The 19,571-nt window shown below is 54.7% G+C and carries 16 protein-coding genes; 2 read left to right on the top strand and 14 right to left on the bottom strand.

The features are described from left to right. Window positions 1–8 precede the first annotated feature (8 nt). The 10 genes from mraY to BLO43_RS17250 all read right to left on the bottom strand — a co-directional run bounded on the left by mraY (window position 9) and on the right by BLO43_RS17250 (window position 12,907). Window positions 9–1,094 (bottom strand): phospho-N-acetylmuramoyl-pentapeptide-transferase, encoded by a 1,086-nt coding sequence (gene mraY, locus BLO43_RS09250; protein WP_090906821.1) that lies wholly within the window; start codon window positions 1,092–1,094, stop codon window positions 9–11. Window positions 1,095–1,196: 102 nt separating this feature from the next. Next, window positions 1,197–2,591 carry a UDP-N-acetylmuramoyl-tripeptide--D-alanyl-D-alanine ligase gene (gene murF / locus BLO43_RS09245; RefSeq protein ID WP_175443914.1) on the bottom strand — a complete coding sequence of 465 codons (1,395 nt, stop codon included), beginning with the start codon at window positions 2,589–2,591 and terminating at the stop codon, window positions 1,197–1,199. Then, entirely contained in the window at window positions 2,588–4,141 is a 1,554-nt protein-coding gene (locus BLO43_RS09240; protein ID WP_175443913.1) for a UDP-N-acetylmuramoyl-L-alanyl-D-glutamate--2,6-diaminopimelate ligase, read from the bottom strand. The genes murF and BLO43_RS09240 overlap by 4 nt, the downstream gene beginning before the upstream one ends. 32 nt (window positions 4,142–4,173) lie before the next feature. Continuing rightward, window positions 4,174–5,910 carry a peptidoglycan D,D-transpeptidase FtsI family protein gene (locus BLO43_RS09235; protein WP_090906819.1) on the bottom strand — a complete coding sequence of 579 codons (1,737 nt, stop codon included), beginning with the start codon at window positions 5,908–5,910 and terminating at the stop codon, window positions 4,174–4,176. Continuing rightward, a complete protein-coding gene (ftsL, locus tag BLO43_RS09230) occupies window positions 5,907–6,221 on the bottom strand; it encodes a cell division protein FtsL (protein ID WP_074630386.1) in 315 nt (104 codons plus the stop codon). The genes BLO43_RS09235 and ftsL overlap by 4 nt, the downstream gene beginning before the upstream one ends. Before the next feature lie 45 nt (window positions 6,222–6,266). Then, window positions 6,267–7,205: a 16S rRNA (cytosine(1402)-N(4))-methyltransferase RsmH gene (gene rsmH, locus BLO43_RS09225; protein ID WP_090906878.1), complete on the bottom strand. Its 939-nt coding sequence runs from the start codon at window positions 7,203–7,205 to the stop codon at window positions 6,267–6,269. Window positions 7,206–7,224: 19 nt separating this feature from the next. Further along, window positions 7,225–7,668 carry a division/cell wall cluster transcriptional repressor MraZ gene (mraZ, locus tag BLO43_RS09220; protein WP_074634057.1) on the bottom strand — a complete coding sequence of 148 codons (444 nt, stop codon included), beginning with the start codon at window positions 7,666–7,668 and terminating at the stop codon, window positions 7,225–7,227. Between the two features lie 403 nt (window positions 7,669–8,071). Further along, window positions 8,072–10,360 (bottom strand): RelA/SpoT family protein, encoded by a 2,289-nt coding sequence (locus tag BLO43_RS09215; protein ID WP_090906818.1) that lies wholly within the window; start codon window positions 10,358–10,360, stop codon window positions 8,072–8,074. Between the two features lie 132 nt (window positions 10,361–10,492). After that, window positions 10,493–12,322, bottom strand: coding sequence for a ComEC/Rec2 family competence protein (locus tag BLO43_RS09210; protein WP_368086138.1), 1,830 nt, complete (start codon window positions 12,320–12,322; stop codon window positions 10,493–10,495). Window positions 12,323–12,379: 57 nt separating this feature from the next. Beyond that, on the bottom strand, window positions 12,380–12,907 hold the full coding sequence (locus BLO43_RS17250; RefSeq protein ID WP_368086137.1) for a ComEC/Rec2 family competence protein: 528 nt from the start codon (window positions 12,905–12,907) through the stop codon (window positions 12,380–12,382). A gap of 207 nt (window positions 12,908–13,114) precedes the next feature. On the opposite strand from BLO43_RS17250, the gene BLO43_RS09205 reads away from it, so the two are divergent. Then, the gene (locus tag BLO43_RS09205; protein WP_254773407.1) at window positions 13,115–13,702 is read left to right on the top strand and encodes a DUF2062 domain-containing protein; all 588 of its coding nucleotides are present in this window, start codon (window positions 13,115–13,117) and stop codon (window positions 13,700–13,702) included. Between the two features lie 74 nt (window positions 13,703–13,776). Here BLO43_RS09205 and lolD read toward each other — a convergent pair whose 3' ends face one another. The 4 genes from lolD to BLO43_RS09180 form a co-directional block, all read right to left on the bottom strand. Further along, entirely contained in the window at window positions 13,777–14,454 is a 678-nt protein-coding gene (lolD, locus tag BLO43_RS09200; protein WP_090906817.1) for a lipoprotein-releasing ABC transporter ATP-binding protein LolD, read from the bottom strand. Continuing rightward, window positions 14,447–15,694 carry a lipoprotein-releasing ABC transporter permease subunit gene (locus BLO43_RS09195; protein WP_090906816.1) on the bottom strand — a complete coding sequence of 416 codons (1,248 nt, stop codon included), beginning with the start codon at window positions 15,692–15,694 and terminating at the stop codon, window positions 14,447–14,449. Before BLO43_RS09195 ends, lolD begins: the two co-directional genes overlap by 8 nt. A gap of 151 nt (window positions 15,695–15,845) precedes the next feature. Next, window positions 15,846–18,020: a TonB-dependent receptor gene (locus BLO43_RS09190; protein ID WP_254773406.1), complete on the bottom strand. Its 2,175-nt coding sequence runs from the start codon at window positions 18,018–18,020 to the stop codon at window positions 15,846–15,848. 556 nt (window positions 18,021–18,576) lie between these two features. Then, on the bottom strand, window positions 18,577–18,999 hold the full coding sequence (locus tag BLO43_RS09180) for a Fur family transcriptional regulator (protein ID WP_090906814.1): 423 nt from the start codon (window positions 18,997–18,999) through the stop codon (window positions 18,577–18,579). Window positions 19,000–19,179: 180 nt separating this feature from the next. Between BLO43_RS09180 and BLO43_RS09175 the strand changes: the two genes are divergently transcribed. Then, the gene (locus tag BLO43_RS09175) at window positions 19,180–19,467 is read left to right on the top strand and encodes a hypothetical protein (protein ID WP_217628056.1); all 288 of its coding nucleotides are present in this window, start codon (window positions 19,180–19,182) and stop codon (window positions 19,465–19,467) included. The last annotated feature ends 104 nt before the right edge of the window (window positions 19,468–19,571 follow it).

The following is a 19,571-nucleotide window of genomic DNA, read 5'->3' as shown; positions in this document are numbered from 1 at the left end:
GATCTTTTTTATCTCAACTTCAACGACGACAATCCAAACAGCACCAGCATCATGGTGATGATCCAGAAACGGACTACCACCTGGTTTTCCTTCCATCCTTTCAATTCGTAGTGATGATGCAGCGGGGCCATGCGAAAAATGCGCTTGCCAACCAGCTTGAACGAAGCTACCTGCAGCATCACCGATAAGGTCTCCACCACGAAGACGCCGCCCATGATGAGCAGTACGATTTCCTGGCGTACTATCACTGTCACAATCCCGAGTGCGGCGCCAAGCGCGAGCGCACCGACATCGCCCATGAACACTTCCGCCGGATAGGCGTTGAACCAGAGGAAAGCGAGCCCCGCACCCGCCAGCGCGCCGCAGAAGACGGCCAGCTCGCCTGCATTGGGGATATGAGGGATGCCGAGATATTTCGCGAATACCGCGTGACCCGCTACGTAGGCGAAGATTGCGAGGGCGCTGCTGATCATGACGGTAGGCATGATGGCCAGACCATCGAGCCCATCCGTCAGATTCACCGCATTGCTGGTGCCCACGATGACGAAATAGGCAAGCGTAACAAACCCGACCACACCAAGCGGGATTGCCACTTGCTTGAAGAACGGCACAATCATGGTGGTCTGTGCAGGCAAATCGGCGGTTAAGGCAAGGTATAACGCCACCGAGAGGGCAATTGCCGACTGCCAGAAGAGCTTTGCTCTGGCGGAAAGCCCCTTCGGATTGCGATATACCACCTTGCGGTAATCATCCACCCAGCCGATGATGCCGAAACCCAAGGTGGTCACGAGTACCACCCATACATAACGGTTGCTTAAATCCGCCCAGAGTAACGTGGAAATGGCGATGGATACCAATATCAACGCACCGCCCATCGTGGGCGTACCAGCCTTCACAAGATGACTCTGCGGTCCGTCATCGCGCACCGACTGACCTATTTTGTAAGCAGTGAGCTTACGTATCATGGCGGGCCCGATAATGAACGAAATCGCCAGAGAGGTAAGTGCCGCCAGCACCGTGCGCAAGGTAATGTAATTGAACACATTGAATACGCGAATGTCCTTTGCAAGCCATTGAGCGAGTTCTAGCAGCATGACAGCCGCCTGCACAGAACGTTGCCTTTCGGAACTTGCCGGCCGGCAAACCGGGGTAGCTTACTCATGATTTCCGCATGATTAATATTCATGGCTCATAACTCATAATTCGATATGCTTGACTACCCGCTCCATATGCATAAAGCGCGATCCCTTTATCAGAAACGTCACATCGGCTGCCAACTGGCTTCGTATCTCGGCCAGCAGTTCCTCGATTTTGTCGAAATGCCTTGCACCGGGACCAAATTTCGCCACCGCATAAGTGCTCAATTCACCCAGCGCAAATAACCCATCAATCCCGGCAAGACGGGCTTCTTCACCGATGCGCTCATGAGAATCCCGCGCGCTGTCGCCCAACTCGCCCATGTCGCCAAGCACCAGGATTTTTTTCCCTGGCGCTTTAGCCAGCACAGCCAGCGCGGCTCTCACCGATTCCGGGTTGGCGTTATAACTGTCGTCTATCAATATCGCGTCATGCAAGCCGCGTTTTTTCTGCAAACGCCCTTTCACTCCGCAAAATTCTCTCAATCCCGATGCGATCACCTTCGTATCAATACCCATGGCCACCGCCACAGCCGCTGCCGCCAACGCATTGCGTACGTTGTGCTCACCGGGCACCTGCAACTCCACCTCTTCGACTCCTCCAGGCAGAATCAACGTCATGCCGCTGCCGAGAAAGTCCAACCGGTAGCGCGCACTCACCCTTGGTTCTCCGCCAAGACCAAAATCCACCACTTTTCGGCTACCGGCGAGTTTTCGCCATAGCGGAGCATTCGGATCGTCAGCGTTGATGACGGCAATGCCGTGTTGATCAAGCCCCTCAAAAATTTCACCCTTGGCGCAAGCGACCGCTTGCACCGAGCCCAGCCCTTCGACATGAGCTGCTCCCGCATTGGTAATCAGCGCTACGTCGGGCTTTGCCAGACGGGTCAAATACGCAATCTCGCCGGCGTGATTCATACCCATTTCGATCACTGCATAAACATGCCGTTCGCGCAACCGCAATAGCATCAGCGGGACACCGATATCATTGTTAAGATTGCCTTCCGTCGCCAGTACCCTGTCTGAGCCACCTGAGCCGCCCGAGCCATCCGGCCCGCCCGCCGCCTCCGCCGCTCTTCGCAGTATGGAGGCGATCATTTCTTTTACAGTAGTCTTGCCATTACTGCCGGTCACCGCAACCATTGGAATGCTGAAGACGCTACGCCAGTGCGCAGCCAGCTGTCCCAACCCTAGGCGGGTGTCCTTCACCAGGATCAGGGGGATTCCCGATGCCTGACTTTCAGCCGCTGATTCCAGACAGACCATTGCCGCGGTCGCGCCTTTTTTCTTCACCTCAGCTATAAAATCATGGCCATCAAATCTCTCTCCGATCAACGCGACAAACAAATCGCCGCATTTGACCGTACGGCTATCGGTACTAACGGCGGTGAAACGCGCATCTTGACCACGCCATTCGCCATGCAGCGCCTGCGCTGCTTCTCGCACCGTCATCATGTTTGCATCGGTATCCCGGTTAAATCCCGCAACGCCTGTCTCGCGACTTCGGCATCGCTGAACGGAAACTTTTTCCCATTTATCTCTTGATACGCTTCATGCCCTTTCCCCGCGATTAGCACGACGTCATTCTTTTGCGCACCTTGAATCGCCCGGTAAATAGCTGACCTCCGATCTTCCTCGACATGGTAATGGGCGCTAGCACCCGCCGCGATCTCGCTGATAATGACATGTGGGTCTTCTTTCCGCGGATTGTCGCTGGTGATGATGACTTCGTCGGCAAAGCGAGTCGCTGCGGCGCCCATTAAAGGCCGTTTGCCGCGGTCGCGCTCGCCTCCGCAGCCGAACACACAGATCAATTTAGGGTTTCCGGTTCCTGCTTTTTCGTTTGCTTCGGAGCCGGCACGAAGAATTTCACGCAGTGTTACCAGCACTTTTTCCAGAGCATCCGGCGTATGGGCATAATCCACCACTACGAGTGGTTGAGCACCCCCCCCTATTTGCTCCATTCTTCCCGCTACCGGCCGAACTTGCTGTAAGGCTTGCACAGCGTCAGCCAGCTTGATACCGCTCGCCAGCAAGGTAGCCAGCACCCCCAGCAAATTTGCAGCATTGAAACTCCCTACCACGTTCGTTCTAAATTCTGAATACTCAGTTTCAAACCCGGTTTCAAACTCGATATCAAACTCCAGCCCTTGCGGGCTTAGTTTGAGATTCCGGCCCCGTACCACCCTGAATTTTTCCGAACTTCGGGACTGAAGCGCCGGTTCGGTGAATCCATATCCGATTACCTTTGTCTCCACCCCTGAAAGCTGTTGCGACAATTCGACACCGTACGCATCATCAAGGTTGAGTACGGCATATTTGAGTGCAGGCCAATGGAACAATCGTGCCTTTGCGGCGGCATACGCTTCCATGCTGCCGTGATAATCGAGATGGTCACGCGAGAGATTGGTGAATACCACGACCGCGAATGTCGATCCGCTGATGCGCCCTTGTACTATCCCGTGCGACGACACTTCCATTGCCACGCACTGCGCGCCGCGCAGCAAATAATCCGCCATCTCCCGGTGCAACAAGACTGCATCCGGCGTGGTGTTGGCGGTCGATTCGAGCTCACCGGGAAAACCGGCCCCCAATGTGCCGATGACTGCCGTTTTTTTGCCCAGCGCGGTCATGGCCTGGGCGATCCAGTGGCTGCAGGAGGTCTTGCCGTTCGTTCCGGTGATGCCGATAAGCCAGAGTTTTTGCGATGGGCGACCATAAACGTGGTCGGCAATGGTGCCCGCCTGGGCTCGCAGTCCGGCTATTGGTAAATTGGGCACCTGCCATGCGGGATCCCATGCGAAACCACGGCGCTCCCACAGTACCGCGTTTGCCCCGGCCGCTATTGCTTGAGGGATAAACTTGCGCGCATCCAGTTTTTCTCCGGTATATGCCAGAAAAGTATCTCCTGTCTTCACCATGCGGCTATCCGTAGCCAGGCTGCCGATTCTGACACCCAGATGATCAAGAGCGCGAAAATCAAAAGACGCCTTTGATCTGGCCATGAGCTTCGAATCTCCGACTCCGGATTCCGGGTTCATACATCACCTTTCAACTCTGGCACCGCGGTAAACGACATGACATTATTGGCGGGCGCGTCATACGGAACGTTCCGCATGCGCAAGGCGCCCTCCATGACCCGGCTGAATACGGGCGCCGCCACCGCACCGCCAAAATATTGGCCCGCGGATGGTTCATCCAGCATCACCGCAATAACAAATCGCGGACTGGAAGCCGGCGCATAGCCGACAAACGTCGATAGGTAACGGTTTTTTGCGTAACCGTTGCCCTCCAATTTATGCGCCGTACCTGTTTTGCCCGCTACCCGGTAGCCGTTGATCTGGGCTTTCGGCGCGGTGCCTCCCGGTTGCGCCACCATCTCCAGCATCCTGCTCACCGCGAGAGCGGTGTCCCGTGACACCACTCGCTTACCCGCGACAGGCGCATCGAGCCTCAATAGCGATACCGGCTTCAATTCACCCTCGGCGGAGAACAAGGTATAGGCACGCGCCAGTTGCAGCAAACTCACCGCAATTCCGTGTCCATAGGACATGGTGGCCTGTTCGATGGGACGCCAGGTGCGGTATGGACGGAGCCTGCCGCTGACTTCTCCCGGAAATCCTGAACCAGTGGAGGCGCCAAATCCCGAATCACTCAGCATCTCCCATAACGTTTGCGGTGGCAGCGACAAAGCGATCTTTGCAGAGCCGACGTTACTGGACTTCTGGATCACTTGCGCCACTGTCAACGGACCTTCTTTATGCGCATCGCGTATCGTCGCCTTGCCTATGGAGAACGTACCAGGCGCGGTCTCGAATACGGTGTCGGGCTTTACTCCTCCCGCCTCCAGCGCTGCTGCTATGGTGAATGGCTTCAGGGTTGAACCCGGCTCGAATACGTCGGTCAGGGCTCTATTGCGGGCTAGCCCGCCATTCGTTCTCGCCCGGTTATTGGGGTTGTACGCGGGCAGATTGACAAGTGCCAGCAACTCGCCTGTCTGTGCATCCAGCACCACGATTCCCCCTGCTTTGGCTTTGTGGGCTTCAACCGCCTGTTTCAATTCCCGGAAAGCGAGATACTGAATTTTGCTGTCTATGGACAGGGCTATATTTTGCCCGGATCTGGGAGCCCGGATACTTTCCACATCCTCGACAACACGTCCCTTACGATCCTTGATGACACGGCGGCTTCCGGGTTTGCCCGCCAGTTCATCCTGCCATGCCAGCTCTATTCCTTCTTGTCCGTTATCGTCGATGTCGGTAAAGCCAAGCATATGAGCCGTCAACTCGCCCGCCGGATAGTACCGGCGGTATTCACGTTTCAGAAATACACCCGGCAGGTTGAGCTCGACCACCTTGGCCGCGACCTCTGGCGACAAATGCCGCTTCAGGTACACGAAATCACGCCGGGCACCTTGGTGGGGATCCTCCAGACGCTTACGAATTTCCTTGGTGTCCATCTCGATCAGGCTTGCCAGTTTTTTTAATTGCTCCGGTGTTACGTTCATGTCCTGCGGACTCGACCATACCGATTCCACCGGTGTGCTGATGGCCAGCGGTTCTCCGTGCCGATCTGTGATTATTCCGCGATCCGCGTTCATTTCGAGTATACGGCTGTAACGTGATTCCCCTTTCTGTTGCAGAAAGCCGTTATGCATCCCCTGCAGATAGGCCGCGCGCCCCGCCAGTCCCATTAGTCCGAGCAGCAAACAAACTGCGAGTAAGCGTGAGCGTCCCGCCGGCAGGATAATGCGCGGTGCATGACCAGCCGTCATGGCTCCAGTGCCTCCATGGAGTTGGCGGAATTGCCGGAATCAGCCGTATTCATCAACGAGACGACCTGAACGCGTGATGCGTCGGGCACTTGCATATGCAGTTGTCCCGTGGCGATTTTTTCAATGCGCGCATGCATCGCCCACGTACTTTGTTCGAGCTGCAATTGTCCCCATTCCACCGCCAGCCGCCCCGCCTGCTCCTGCTCTCTTTCCAGTTCCACAAAAAGCTTGCGCGCCTTGTGCTGTGAAGTCACAACACTCAGCGCGCAGGCGATGAGGATTAAAATCAATAGAATATTTATCCTGATCACGTCAATCTCTCATTAGCCGTGAAACGCCACGATAGCGAGCTTCCACTATGTTGTATTAACCCGTTCCGCCACCCGCATTACCGCGCTTCTGGCCCTCGGGTTGATCGCCAGCTCGGTTGCGTTCGCGCGTATCGCCTTGCCTATTAAACGCAATTTGTGATGACCCATAAGCCGCACCTCCCTTTCCCGCAAGGGCAGTCTGCGCGGCAGCATGTCGGTGTTGGCTGATTCGCGCATAAAACGTTTCACTAGCCGGTCTTCCAGTGAGTGAAAACTGATCACCACGAGCCGCCCTCCGGAATTCAGTATTTCCACGCATTGCGGCAAGGCCAGCGACAACTTGTCGAGTTCCTGATTGAGATAAATCCGTATAGCCTGAAAAGTGCGCGTCGCCGGATTCTGCTTTTCACGGGTACGCTCACGCGAACGCACGGCCGCCGCCACAATCGCGGCAAGCTGAAGGGTGGTAGCGACAGGCTGTCGCGTTCTTGCCGCAACAATCGCTCTTGCAATCTGTTTAGCAAACCGTTCTTCGCCATAGCTTCTTATCACCTCTTCCAAATGCGCCTCGGAAGCGCAAGCCAGCCATTCCGCGGCTGTCTGTCCCCGGCTTGTATCCATGCGCATATCAAGCGGCCCGTCCAGGCGAAAACTGAATCCGCGCGGCGCTTCTTCAAGTTGCGGCGAAGATACGCCCAAGTCCAGAAGCACTCCATCCACCCGGTCCACGCTCAATTCCCCCAATGTCTGCTTGATTTGAGAAAAACTCCCATGAATCATACAAAAACGGGTATCGCTGATTGCCTGCCCTGCCGCCAGTGCAGACGGGTCTCTATCGAACGCGATCAGCCTGCCACTTTTACCCAGTCGTTCCAATATCATCCGGCTGTGGCCGCCGCGTCCGAAAGTGCCATCCACGTATATCCCGTCCGGCTTGATAGCCAGCGCATCCACCGCTTCATGCGGCAAAACTGTAACGTGCATGGATTCTTCAACCACGCCATTACAGCGAGAAACCATCAAGCTCCGGCGGGATGCCATCTTTGAAAGCGAGCGCATTATCCATTTGCAGATTCCATTTCTCGTCATCCCACAATTCGAATTTCGCACCCTGTCCCACCAACACCACGTCTTTGCTCAGGCCGGCGAACTGACGCAAGAGGGGCGGCAACAATATGCGCCCGGCGCCGTCCATTTCCACATCGCTGGCATTGCCGACAAGAAGACGTTGTAAACTACGGATTTGGGGATTAAAGCTGGAAAGGCTGTTGAGCTTTTGCTCCAGGGGTTCCCATACGGGCTGCGGATAGACCAAGAGGCACCGGGACGGATCGGCGGTTATAACCAGACGGCCAGCGCAAAAGGACATAAGTCCCTCACGGTATTTCGCGGGCACTGCGAGTCTACCCTTGTTATCCAGACTGATAGGTGTGCCGCCGCGAAACATCATGTTCCCTTATTTTAGGAGGAAATAAATCTTATAATTTCCCCACTTTCTCCCACTTCTACCCACTGTAATTAAAAACAATGGTGAAGTCAAGGGAATACAAGGGTTTTTTGTTATGCGACAACGACTTAAATTAAAAATCGGCGAAAACTCATCAATAAGTAAATAAGTGATGTAAATAAATAAGATGCACAAAAATATTAATGTAATTTATCTTGATAAAGCGTCTGGGCCGCTGCGGTGAGCGGGTGGAGCATGGCCTGAAAAATCAATATGAAATGAAGAAGGCGGCGGCAATCGCGCGCATTGCCTTAGGCATGAGACGCCGGGCGCCCCTGAGAATTAAGGGGTTCGGGGATTTATAGGGTTTAGAGGATTTGTTAAGGAATTCCTTGGGTAACCATTACTTTCGCGAGGCCGACATCACGCCGGGCACGTTCTGTATCAGCCCAAGTACACGGCGCAATTGCGCCAGACCCGTAATTTTCAGCGTAAATTGCATGGTTGCGGTAACACCCCGGCTTTGGGTATGCGTGGCGGTTACATTGATTTTTTCACGCAAAAGAATAGTAGAGATGTCGCTTAGCAACCCTTGCCTGTCCAGCGCTTCGATCTCGACATCGACCGGATAACTTGCTTCCCCCTTCGAGACATCCCAATCCGCTGCCACCAGGCGCTCTGCGCTCTCTGCGGATAGCCGTGACAGACTGGCGCAACCCTGACGGTGGATCGTAATGCCACGTCCACGCGTGACAAAACCGATGATGGGATCGGGTGGCGCCGGTTTGCAACACTTTGCCAACGCCGTGAGCAACTTGTCGACGCCAACGATGAGTACGCCGCCATCGGGCTGCGGAGTACCTTTCCTGCCCGCCGGCAACTCCGGCCCGGTAACCGCTATGCCCGCTGAACCCACTGAGCCAGTTGAACCTACGGTAACGGCTGGCTCAGTCTTTCCACTTAAAAACGCTCCCAGCTGATGGCTATTGATGTCGCCCCGGGCGACCGCCGCGAGGAAAGCGTCAAGTTTGGCAAACTTGAATCCGGCTGCCAGTTTATCCAGCCCCAGTGCTGTCATGCCATGGCGCTGTAATTCCTTTTCCACTATCGCCCGGCCTTGTATGAGCGAATCCTCGCGTTGCTGAGCGCTAAACCACTGTCTGACCTTCGACCGCGCACGATGACTTCTGAGATAACCCAAGGCGGGATTGAGCCAATCACGGCTCGGCCCGCCCTGTTTGGCCGAGATGATTTCCACCCGCTGCGCATTCTGTAGCGGATAGTCAAGCGGTACCATAATGTCGTCAACTTTTGCGCCGCGGCAATGGTGGCCGAGATCCGTGTGCACATGATAGGCAAAATCCACCGGTGTAGACCCCTTGGGCAAGGAAACCACCCTCCCCTGTGGGGTCAGCACATAAACCGAATCCTGAAATAGCGCGGTCTTGAAATGCTCCGCCAGTTCTCCGGCATCCTCCACGTCGTTTTTCCATTCCAGGATCTGCCTCAACCAAGCGATTTTCTCCTCGTACCTGGCGTCGCGCCTTGCTCCTTCCTTATAGCGCCAGTGCGCGGCGACACCCATCTCGGAATGACGATGCATCTCGTGCGTGCGTATCTGGATTTCAACCACCTTATCTTCCGGACCAATGACGGCAGTATGCAGCGAGCGGTAGTCGTTACCTTTCGGTCTCGCGATATAGTCATCGAATTCTTTGGGAATCGGCACCCACAGATTGTGCACCATCCCCAACGCGGCATAGCAGTCTCTCACATCGTTCACAAGGATCCGCACCGCGCGGGCATCGTGAATTTCCTTGAAGTCCACATCCTTGCGTTTCATTTTTTTATGGATGCTGTAAATATGCTTTGGACGCCCGGTCACTTCAGCCTTGATGCCGGCCTGCTGCAACTCGCGCTGCAGCATATTCACCACCCGGTCGATATACTGTTCCCGGTTGATGCGGGTATCTTCGAGCAGTCTGGCGATTTTTCTATAGCGTTCCGGTTCAAGAATCCGGAACGACAAGTCTTCCAGCTCCCACTTTATCTGCCAGAGCCCCAGACGATTGGCCAGGGGCGCAAATATATCCAGCGTTTCATGCGCAATCTCGACACTTTCCGGAATGCTGTTTGCGCAGATATATCGCATAGTTTGGGTCCGGTCCGCCAGGGCGATAATGACCACACGAATATCTTCCGCCATCGCCAACAGCATTTTTCTTAGTGCTTCGATCTGTGCACTGTGATCTGTACTGCTTCCCTCACCTCTTGCACCCAGCGTCCGGATACGGCCCATGCGCGCCACCCCTTCTACCAGGTGAGCTACAGCTGGATTGAAGGTTGTTTGCAGTTTTTCTGTGTAGCCATCCAGATAACCGGACACTGCATGAAGCAAACCTGCTATCAGGGTGTCGCTATCAACCCGCAGCGACGCAAGAACCGACGCCGCACCCAACACATGTTGACTAACCGGTTCGCCAGTAGACAGGTATTTGCCGGCATACAGCGGTTGGGAAAATTCCAGCGCATACCGGAGTATTTCGACCTCGCCGGGAGATAACGTGGGCAGCAGGGGTAACGTGGATTCAAGCCAGGAGAGTCCATCTCGTCCAGCACCGGTGGAGGAAAGCACCGCAGATGAATGTTCCGGCAAAGCTATTGAACCTGAATCCGGTAGTTGATCGCTCATTTAATATATCAGGGTTATGATTAATAATAATATTTCGTATTATTTGACGCTCACCTTCTGGGTAAGGTCGCTACGGATTTAGGTTGAAGCTGAATCGGGTAACTCATTACTCATTTTTTCGCTGCCTTGATTTCATCGGTATTCAGGTACCTGCCAGTAACGGCGGCGCAATGCGCGCGAAGTTTCGACTGCAACCGTGCTATCTACAAAGCGCAGCAGTACCGCTCCATCGTTATCGCTGCGCAGTAATGTACTGCCCAGTGCCCGATAGCGCTCCATCACCTCTTCCCGGGGATGCCCGAAACGATTGCGATAGCCTACGGTGAATATTACCAGCCGGGGATTCACTTGACGCACAAACTCGCTGGTAGAGGACGTTTTGCTGCCATGATGGGGCGCTACCAGCACCGTTGAGGAAAGTGCGTTGCCATCGTTCTCGATTAGCTGATACTCGGAGTTTTTTTCGATATCGGCCGGCAGCAGCACACTGCCATGGATTGTCGTGATTTTCAGTACGCAGCTCAAAGCGTTGGTTTTGAGCCTGGGGTTGCTGTAGCTCTGTTGGACCGGGTGCAGCATGTCGAAGCGTACTCCATCCCATTGCCACGATTGTCCCGCACGGCACTGATGTTTATTGGAGGCGGCAAACTGGATCGGGTGATCTGTGCTCAAGGATGACATCAGCGATTCCACCGGCACCGCCTCCAGTACTGACAATGCCCCGCCGCTATGATCCGAGTCGGCGTGCGTGACAATCATTGCATCCAGATGCTTGATGCCTTCCCCACGCAAAAAAGGAACGATAGTACGTTTGCCACTATCCGCCTCGGTACTGAAAGCGGGTCCCGTATCGAAGAGCAGCGCGTGATTTTCTGTGCGAGCTACTACTGCCAATCCCTGACCGACATCCAGTACAGTGAGCCATAATTCTCCCGGTGCCGGTTTTGGGGGCAATACCAGAAATATTGGCAGCAGCGCAACCGCCCCCAGCCAGCGAGCCGGAAAACCTGTGGCCAGCCCCGGCCCGCCCCTCAAACCCAGCCCTAATCCACCGGGCAACAACATCCAAACAATGCCCGCCATGCCGGCGGCCACCGCCCATGCAGGGGGCGCATGCTGGCTCCATACCGCCTGCGGTACATCGCTCATCCACCGCAACATCTCCATGCAACCGCTCAGTACCACATGTGCAGGCAGCAACATGAAGTCAAGTAGCGGCAATGTTGCCAACAGCGTCAAGGGAACCACCACCAGGCTCACCAGCGGAACGGCGATTGCATTGGCAAAGGGCGAAACCAACGATATCTGCTGGAACATCGCCAATAACAGTGGTATCAGGCTGAGGGTTATCGCCCACTGTACGCGCGCCCAGCCGGTTAACCAATGCATTTTACCAATTCGTCCGGCCGTTACGAGCATGATGAACGCCATCGCCCCGAACGACAACCAGAAGCCGGGCGAAAGTACGGCCCAGGGATCAAGCACCACCACTATCAGCAATGCCCATGCCAGCACCGCTGTCGCGGAAGCGAAACGCCCCAGCCATAGAGCGAGGGCTATCGCCGCTAGCATGTAAACCGTGCGCTGCGCCGGTACCGCAAAGCCGGCGAGCAGCGCATAACCGAAAGCCGCCACCAGCCCCGCAATGACTGCGGCCTTGCGCGCGGGCAACCATAGTGCCAGACGATGACTTCTGCGCCATAATCCATATACCAGTGCAAACATCAGGCCTGAAACCATCGTCACATGCAAGCCCGAGATACTCATGAGATGGTTTACGCCCGTGCGCGTAAATATTTGCCATTGGCTGCCTGGAATCGCGCGCTGATCGCCCACCGCCAGCGCAATCAGAACACCGATATAGGCATGATCCGGCAATGACTGAATAAAATGCTCGCGAATCTCCTGGCGCAAACGTTCAACCCGATACGAAGGCCGATTAACCATTTCGTCCAGACGCAAATTATCGTCAGCTTTCCGCACATAGCCGGTCGCGCGAATGTTGCGCTCCAGGGCCCATTACTCGAAATCGAAACCGTGTGGATTGACACTGCCGTGCGGACGCTTGAGACGCACCGTGATCTGCCAGCGTTCGCCCGCATTGATCCGGGGTAGCACAGACCCGGAATTCTCCGCGTGCTTGTGGCGCTCGTTATACCAGGCAAGGGAAATTCGCTTGGGAACAATCGCGCCTTCCGTTAGCACTTGCTCCACGTCAAAAGCAAAACGCAAGCCGTTTTCATTGGCTTGCGGCAACTCTGCCACCACTCCCGCCAACTGAATATCGCGTCCCTCCCATTCATGCGGAAGTGCATCCGCCAGACGCCACTGAGCAAACGCCGCTGCCCAGAAAAACCCCGCACCCAAGAAAATCAGAGCAAGCAGAATCTTTGCAGTGATGGAAAAAATGGCGGCCCGGCAACGCCAAAGTAAAAATGCACCCACCGCACCCGGCACGAGGAGCCATGCCCACAGCAAGTCCGGCAGTTCGGCCTGTTGCTGCAACAGTCCCACCCCAAAGACAAACGCAAGAATATAGGCTCGCATCAGGTTCTCGTGGTCTACCGGAGCTATATGGACATGGGGGAAGTTACTGAAGCAGAACGAGGAGATTGTTCCTCTACGGCGAACTGAACCACCGTATTAAGATATTTATAAATAAGGTAAAGGGCTATCGAGCGCTTGAATCCCATACGGCCGCGCGCTCTTGCCAGGCGGATACCGGTATGACGGCTGACGGCCAGCTTATTATGTTTGCATGAAGCGCCGGTATTTTCGTACACTCTTCCCGTGCCGCGAAAATTCTTCAAAAAATATCTGCCCTCTCACGAAACCGTCCGTCAAAACCGGTTTGTCGGGCTGTTCGGTAAACATCTGCAACATCACAATCTGTGGCATCTGCATCGGCGATCAGTAGCGGGCGGCGTTGCGGCCGGGTTATTTGCCGGACTGATCCCCGGCAGTAATCCGGTACAGTTCTTTTTTGCCGCTTTGTTTGCGATCGCTTTCAAGGTAAATCTCCCCGTGGCGGTGGCTACCACACTTTATTCCAATCCTTTCACCATCGTGCCGATCTATATCGTCGCCTACGCCATTGGCGAGTTTGTCATGGGTAACGGCACAGGTAATATGCCCCAGACCGATTTGCACCTGATGGATAAGAATATCAGTGAATGGGTTCCCGCACTGATAGACTGGGTAATGTCGCTCGGCAAGCCATTATTGGTGGGGATATTGCTGTTGGCGCTGCTGCTTTCCGTAATCGGATATTTTGCCGTGCGTGTAACGTGGCGGCTCTATATAATTTATGAGTGGCGAAAACGGGCGAAACGGCGGCACTGATTTATAAATCTGGATTCGGCAGTCGACTGCTCATTTCTCATTCTAGTCGCGATAAGCCCCGGCGACTCTTATTTTTATTCAACCAGCAAGCCGTCTTCCAGCTGTAATGTCCGCCCTGCCTTTTTGGCCAGTTCCGGATCGTGGGTGACAATGATGAGGCTTGCGCCCACGCTGCGGTTGAGTTCAAGCATTAATTCGAATACGCCTCCCGCCGTGTGCCGGTCGAGATTTCCGGTAGGCTCATCCGCAAGGACGCAAGCGGGCTGAGTCACTAGTGCACGTGCCACCGCCGCACGCTGCCGCTCGCCACCCGAGAGTTCTCCGGGAGTGTGCGTGAGGCGATGGCCCAAGCCCACCTGCTTCAATAATTCCGCCGCCTGGTCATATGCTTCGCTGCTGCTGATGCGCCGGATCAATAGGGGCATGGCGACATTCTCCAGTGCGCTGAATTCCGGTAGTAAATGATGGAACTGATAAATGAAACCCAGCGATCTGTTACGCAATTTGCATCTTTCTTCTTCATTGACGGTCGCTATATTCTGCCCCATGATGCGGATATCGCCGCCGGTAGGGGCATCCAATCCTCCCAGCACGTGTAGCAGCGTACTTTTTCCTGAACCCGAGGCCCCGACAATAGCAAGGGTATGACCTGCCAGGATATCAAGGTCTATGCCCATAAGCACCGGGACCTCCAGCTTTCCCTGGAAATAACTCTTGCGCAGGTTGCGGCAGGAAATAATGGTTTTACTCATACCGCAGCGCCTCCGCGGGATTGACTTTGGAGGCCCGGTAACTCGGATAAATCGTTGCCAGCAGTGTCAGCGCGAACGATACCGCTGCCACGCCCACAATATCATTCATTTGTGGGTCGGATGGAATGTCGCTGATGAAATAAACATCCGGTGAAAGGAATCGCACGCTGAACAGGCCCTCAATCAGCGCGATCACCGACGACACATTGTATGCCAGCAACACGCCGCTGATTACGCCGAGCATGGTGCCGAGGACACCGATCAGGGTGCCTTGCACGATGAAGATTTTCATGATGCTGCGCGGGCTTGCACCCAAGGTGCGCAGAATAGCGATATCGGGCTGCTTATCGGTCACCGCCATCACCAGGGTCGAGACGATATTGAAGGCCGCGACGGCGATAATAAGGGCGAGAATCAGCGACAGCATGCGCTTCTCGATCTGTATCGCACGAAAATAATTGGCATGCTGGCGGCTCCAGTCGCTGATATGAACCTCCGTGGAAATCATCGGTGCAAGGTCTCGCGCCACTTGCGGCGCCTCGAAGAGATCATGCAGCTTCAGCCGTACACCCGATACTTGATCATCCTCCATGCGGTAGAGCTTTTGTGCATCCGACAAGTTGATCAGCACCAGGCTCGAGTCGTACTCCATATGCCCCGCCTCGAAGATGCCGGTAATGGTGAACTGTTTGAGGCGCGGCAGGATGCCGGCCGGCGTTACCTGGCCCTGCGGCGAGATCAGTACAATCTTGTCCCCCGTAAATACACCCAGGACTCGTGCCAACTCCGAGCCGATAACGATGCCAAACCTCCCCGGGATCAGTTCGTCAAGCCTGCCATCTATCATCATCCGGGCCAGGTCGGCCACCTTATCCTCCATGGCCGGCTCGATGCCTCTTACGGCAACGCCACTGACAACCTGGTCGAACGATACCATGCCTTGCGCGCTGACATAAGGCGCGGCGCCCTCCACCAGCGGATGCCGCAGCGCCTCTTCCGCAACCCGGCGCCAGTCCGCCAACTTGCCGTCAATACCGCTTATCTGGATGTGAGAGGCGACGCCCAGGATGCGTGTCCGTACTTCTTTCTGGAATCCATTCATCACCGACATGACAGTGATCAGTGCCGTCATGCCAAGAGTAATTCCTAATAGGGAAATCAGGGAGATGAAGGAAATGAAGTGATTACGGCGTTTGGCACGGGTGTAGCGTAGACCAATGAAGAGTTCGTAGGGAGACACGGATTAACTACCCGGAATATAAGGAATGCCGAAGTGTGCCACATTCTGCCGGGGCTTAACAGACGGACGGATATTGAAATGTTGCCGGCGTCTTGTTTGGGCGCTAAAACACGTCTCCCGGCGGTTGACGAATGCATTTGGCGCGATGACGCTAAAACTCGCCTCTCAACCCTATTACCGCGGCTATTCCGGGCAGTGGTGCAAAGTTTTTCAGAAAAGAAGTGTGCACGCGCATCTCTTCGTTCAGCAGGTTCTTGCCCTGAAGAAAAATTTTAATGCCATTCGATTTGGTTTCCTTGATGCGGTAACTCACGTCGACATTGACCAATGTGTACCCCGGCGTACTGGTTTCGAGTTCCGCCACGCGGTTTTGGCGCATCACATGAAATGCATTCACGTTAGCCGTCCAGGGGCCCACCTTATGATTGAGTTCCAGCCCGAACCTCTGTGGTGTAATGCGCGGGACATTACCCCCCATATCCAGTTTTCCGCGCACGTAGTCGGTAAACAGCCGTAATTCGGTGGCATCAGGCTTCAAGGTGAAAATCACCTCAGCTTCGGCACCGAAAAATCTTGCTCCCGTCTGCGCAAAATTCTGTACCAGGAATTCGCCGCTGGGATCCAGTGTACCCGTATCGTCGACGCGATCCGCCACGCCGTCACCATTGGTGTCGGCACTACGCACGAAGATATAATTGTCGATCCAGTTATGAAATACGTTGATTTTCCATTTTATGGAGCCGGTGTTTTTGCGTAATGTGAGATCGATATTGCTGGTTGTTTCGCCGCCTAAAGTATCATCGCCCGTTTGAAAGGTAGCGGTGCCGCGGTGCGCGCCTTTTATGTACAACTCTTCCGTAGATGGCGCGCGTTGCCCCCTGGTTGCTGACAAACCAAGTCCGTAGCCCTCCATGAATTTCCATAAAGTGCCAGCTGAAACGTTATAAAGATTGAATGCGCGCGATGGATTGGCGTTATTCTGCGGGTCTTGCGTGGCACGCTCGATGCGCCCGCCGAGTTCCAGACGCCAGCGGTCCCAGTTGCGCTCTTCGACCAGGAATATGCCGGTTGAACGTGATTTCGTGACCGGCACCACAGCCTCTTCGCCCAAAGCGGAAAAATTACGGTCCTGAAACTGGACGCCGAATACCCCCTTCCAGTTTGCGATGGGTGCATGCAAAAGCTCGGCACGGCTTTCCAGTCCATGATTCTTAAACCGCGTGGCAATCTCCCCGGTCCCCTCGATTTCGTTATGCTTGTAATCGTTATACCCCGTACGTATCTTGAGCTTGTCAAAACCCATGATGGGTTTGTCCAGTTCACCTGACAAATCATAACGGGTCTGCTTCAAATCGATCTTCGAACCCTCAGGGCTGGGTATGCCATACTTGCTCTCCAGCCGCGAAATCGATCCGCCAATGAAGCCTCTTTCGCCGACAAGGGACCCTCCCGCGGATATGCCGTCCGAATCTATCGCACTGTTCTCGACGATGCCTTTCTTACTGCTTGGATTGCTCTCATCCGCCCGCCCGGGAATATGGTAATCCCCGGTTTTGCGCTTGAAGCCACCTACGCTCCAGGAAGCCCGGCCACCGATGCTGCCGGTCGCGTTGAAAGCCCCGGTACGTTCCTCTGTGGCTGTGTTGCCACGTATTTCGATATCGCCTTTTGGTGATTTGAACAGCTGATTCGGGATGCGCCCGGATACGACATTGACTATCCCGCCCGATGCACCACTACCATAGAGCAGCGTTGCCGGCCCCCGGAGAATCTCGATTTGGGATGCATTGAGCGATTCGGCGGTTACCGCATGATCCGGGCTGATGGCCGACAGATCAAGGGTACCGATTCCATTTTCCAGAACCCGAATACGCGGGCCATCCAGACCGCGAATAATCGGACGGCCCGCAGCCGGTCCGAAGGAACTTGAGGCCACACCCAGCTCTCGGGAGAGGGTATCGCCCAGACTCGCTTCGCGCTTACGGCGTAAATCTTCGCCCCGCAGCACTGAAACAGGCTGAGCCGTATCAAGCTCGCTACGATTCTCGAATGGCGTGGCGGTCACTACAACTGGCGGCAGGACACTGTCCTTGCCAATATCCTGCGCCTGAACAGACGCTACACTGAATACAACGGGTACCAACAGAATGATGGCGGATCCGGGAAAGCTTTGAACGAACCGTTCTCGTCCCTGCGACGGCCTGTCCCAAGAAACCGCCATCACGTATCCCGCTGGCAAGATCAGCAGCTTGTTCAGGAATTCCTTGAGTACTCCGCCCAAGTGTTGCGAAAGTACCGCTGATACGTTACAACTTGAATCATTCATACCGACTTCTTGAATGCATGGAAAGGACGACTCTTACGCAACTTAGTTGCATTACTGCGTCGGTTTCCGGCTGCCACTATTCTTGTGGCCGGATACAGCCCGGATCAGACAATAAACGTCAAATGACGGAACCGGTCAGGGCTGCTCGATTTTAAGCAACAGAAGGATTACACTCGCGGAGGAGCGCGCGTGAGATACGGGAATGAAAAACCCGGGAGGGTATGTCTAAATTTCAGGAGCGGCGGAAGCTGTCGTATTGTTTGATCCAGAAAGAGGGGGATCAGGATGAGAGGGATAATGCTAAAAGCCGATAAAGCCACGCAGTCCAGACAAATTCGGTCAAGATCGGAGTCTGGCCCGGTTTCGTTTTGTTCATGATCGTCCGCTTGAACCACGCCGATGATATCAACGTGCGTAAGCGCATGCGTCGCCTGAAAAACCGGGACAAGCGAAAACACCAATACCAGAATCAGGAATAATCCTTTCCGCAACCCCATGGAACGGTATTCCCTGACATCGGCATATGAATACCGCATTCTATGAATTGAATGTTCTATTATGCGCATTCGGCACACAGGCCCTTGACTATCAGCTCCACCGCCTGAGACCGGTAACCGGCCGGCAACGGACCGTCATATCTGGCTTTCAGATCATCAAGGCAAATCACCGTTGTACAACGGGTACATTTAAAATGCGCATGCTGGTGTGAATGGGCATCGAAATTTGCGCGAAAACGCCATACTCGATCATCACTCGCCACCCTATGCACAAAACCTCTTTTGTTCAGCCATTCAAGCACACGATAGAGCGTGACGCGATCCAATCGCTGCTCACCGCTCAGGCGTTCTTCAATTTCATGATGCGTAATAGCCCGTTGCTCCGCCAACAAAACGGCAAGAATTCGAATCCTACCAGAGGTCGCCCGCTCGCCGGTACGCCGGATCATCGATTCCGCCTGTTCCTGAAAATTGATAGGCATAAGGGGTGGTATTGCAACAAAGTTGCGTTTACTATACCCGGATAATACTGCGTGCGCAATACCGGCTTGATTGCTTGTAAAGAACAAATAAACCGTTCGGATCTATAGGAAATGACTGTCCGGTTTTATACTATCCCGAAGGAGAGATGGACATGAGACAGACGGAATGGGTGCAGGAGATTGGCCAGCGTGTATCGCCCGGCATTCAACGCCGAGTTCATGCAACCGGCCGCGGAAGCAAGCAGCGCCTTCATGCCACGGATCGGAAGCGGACTGGATGACATTCTGTGCGAGGAATTCGAGCGCACGGTGGGCAATGATAATTGCGTGCGCTTCGAGAACCTGGTGCTGCAAATCCCACCTGACCGCCCCCACTGTCATTACGTCAAGGGCGAAGGTGCGAGCCCATCGCTATCCGGATGGACAGCTGGCAGTCTTTCACGGACCACGGAAACTCGCCGATTATGATGCACTAGGCAAAGAATTGAAACAGACAAACAAGGCTGTTGCGTAAGTCCGTCGCCACAGCTGCACACTGAATTAATGCTACTATTCAGTGCGTTAGAAAGCGG

Source organism: Nitrosospira sp. Nsp13, assembly GCF_900101945.1.
In the GTDB taxonomy this organism is placed as follows: domain Bacteria; phylum Pseudomonadota; class Gammaproteobacteria; order Burkholderiales; family Nitrosomonadaceae; genus Nitrosospira; species Nitrosospira multiformis_D.
The sequence above is the reverse complement of the archived record's forward strand: the minus strand, read 5'-3'. Positions and strand labels throughout refer to the sequence as shown.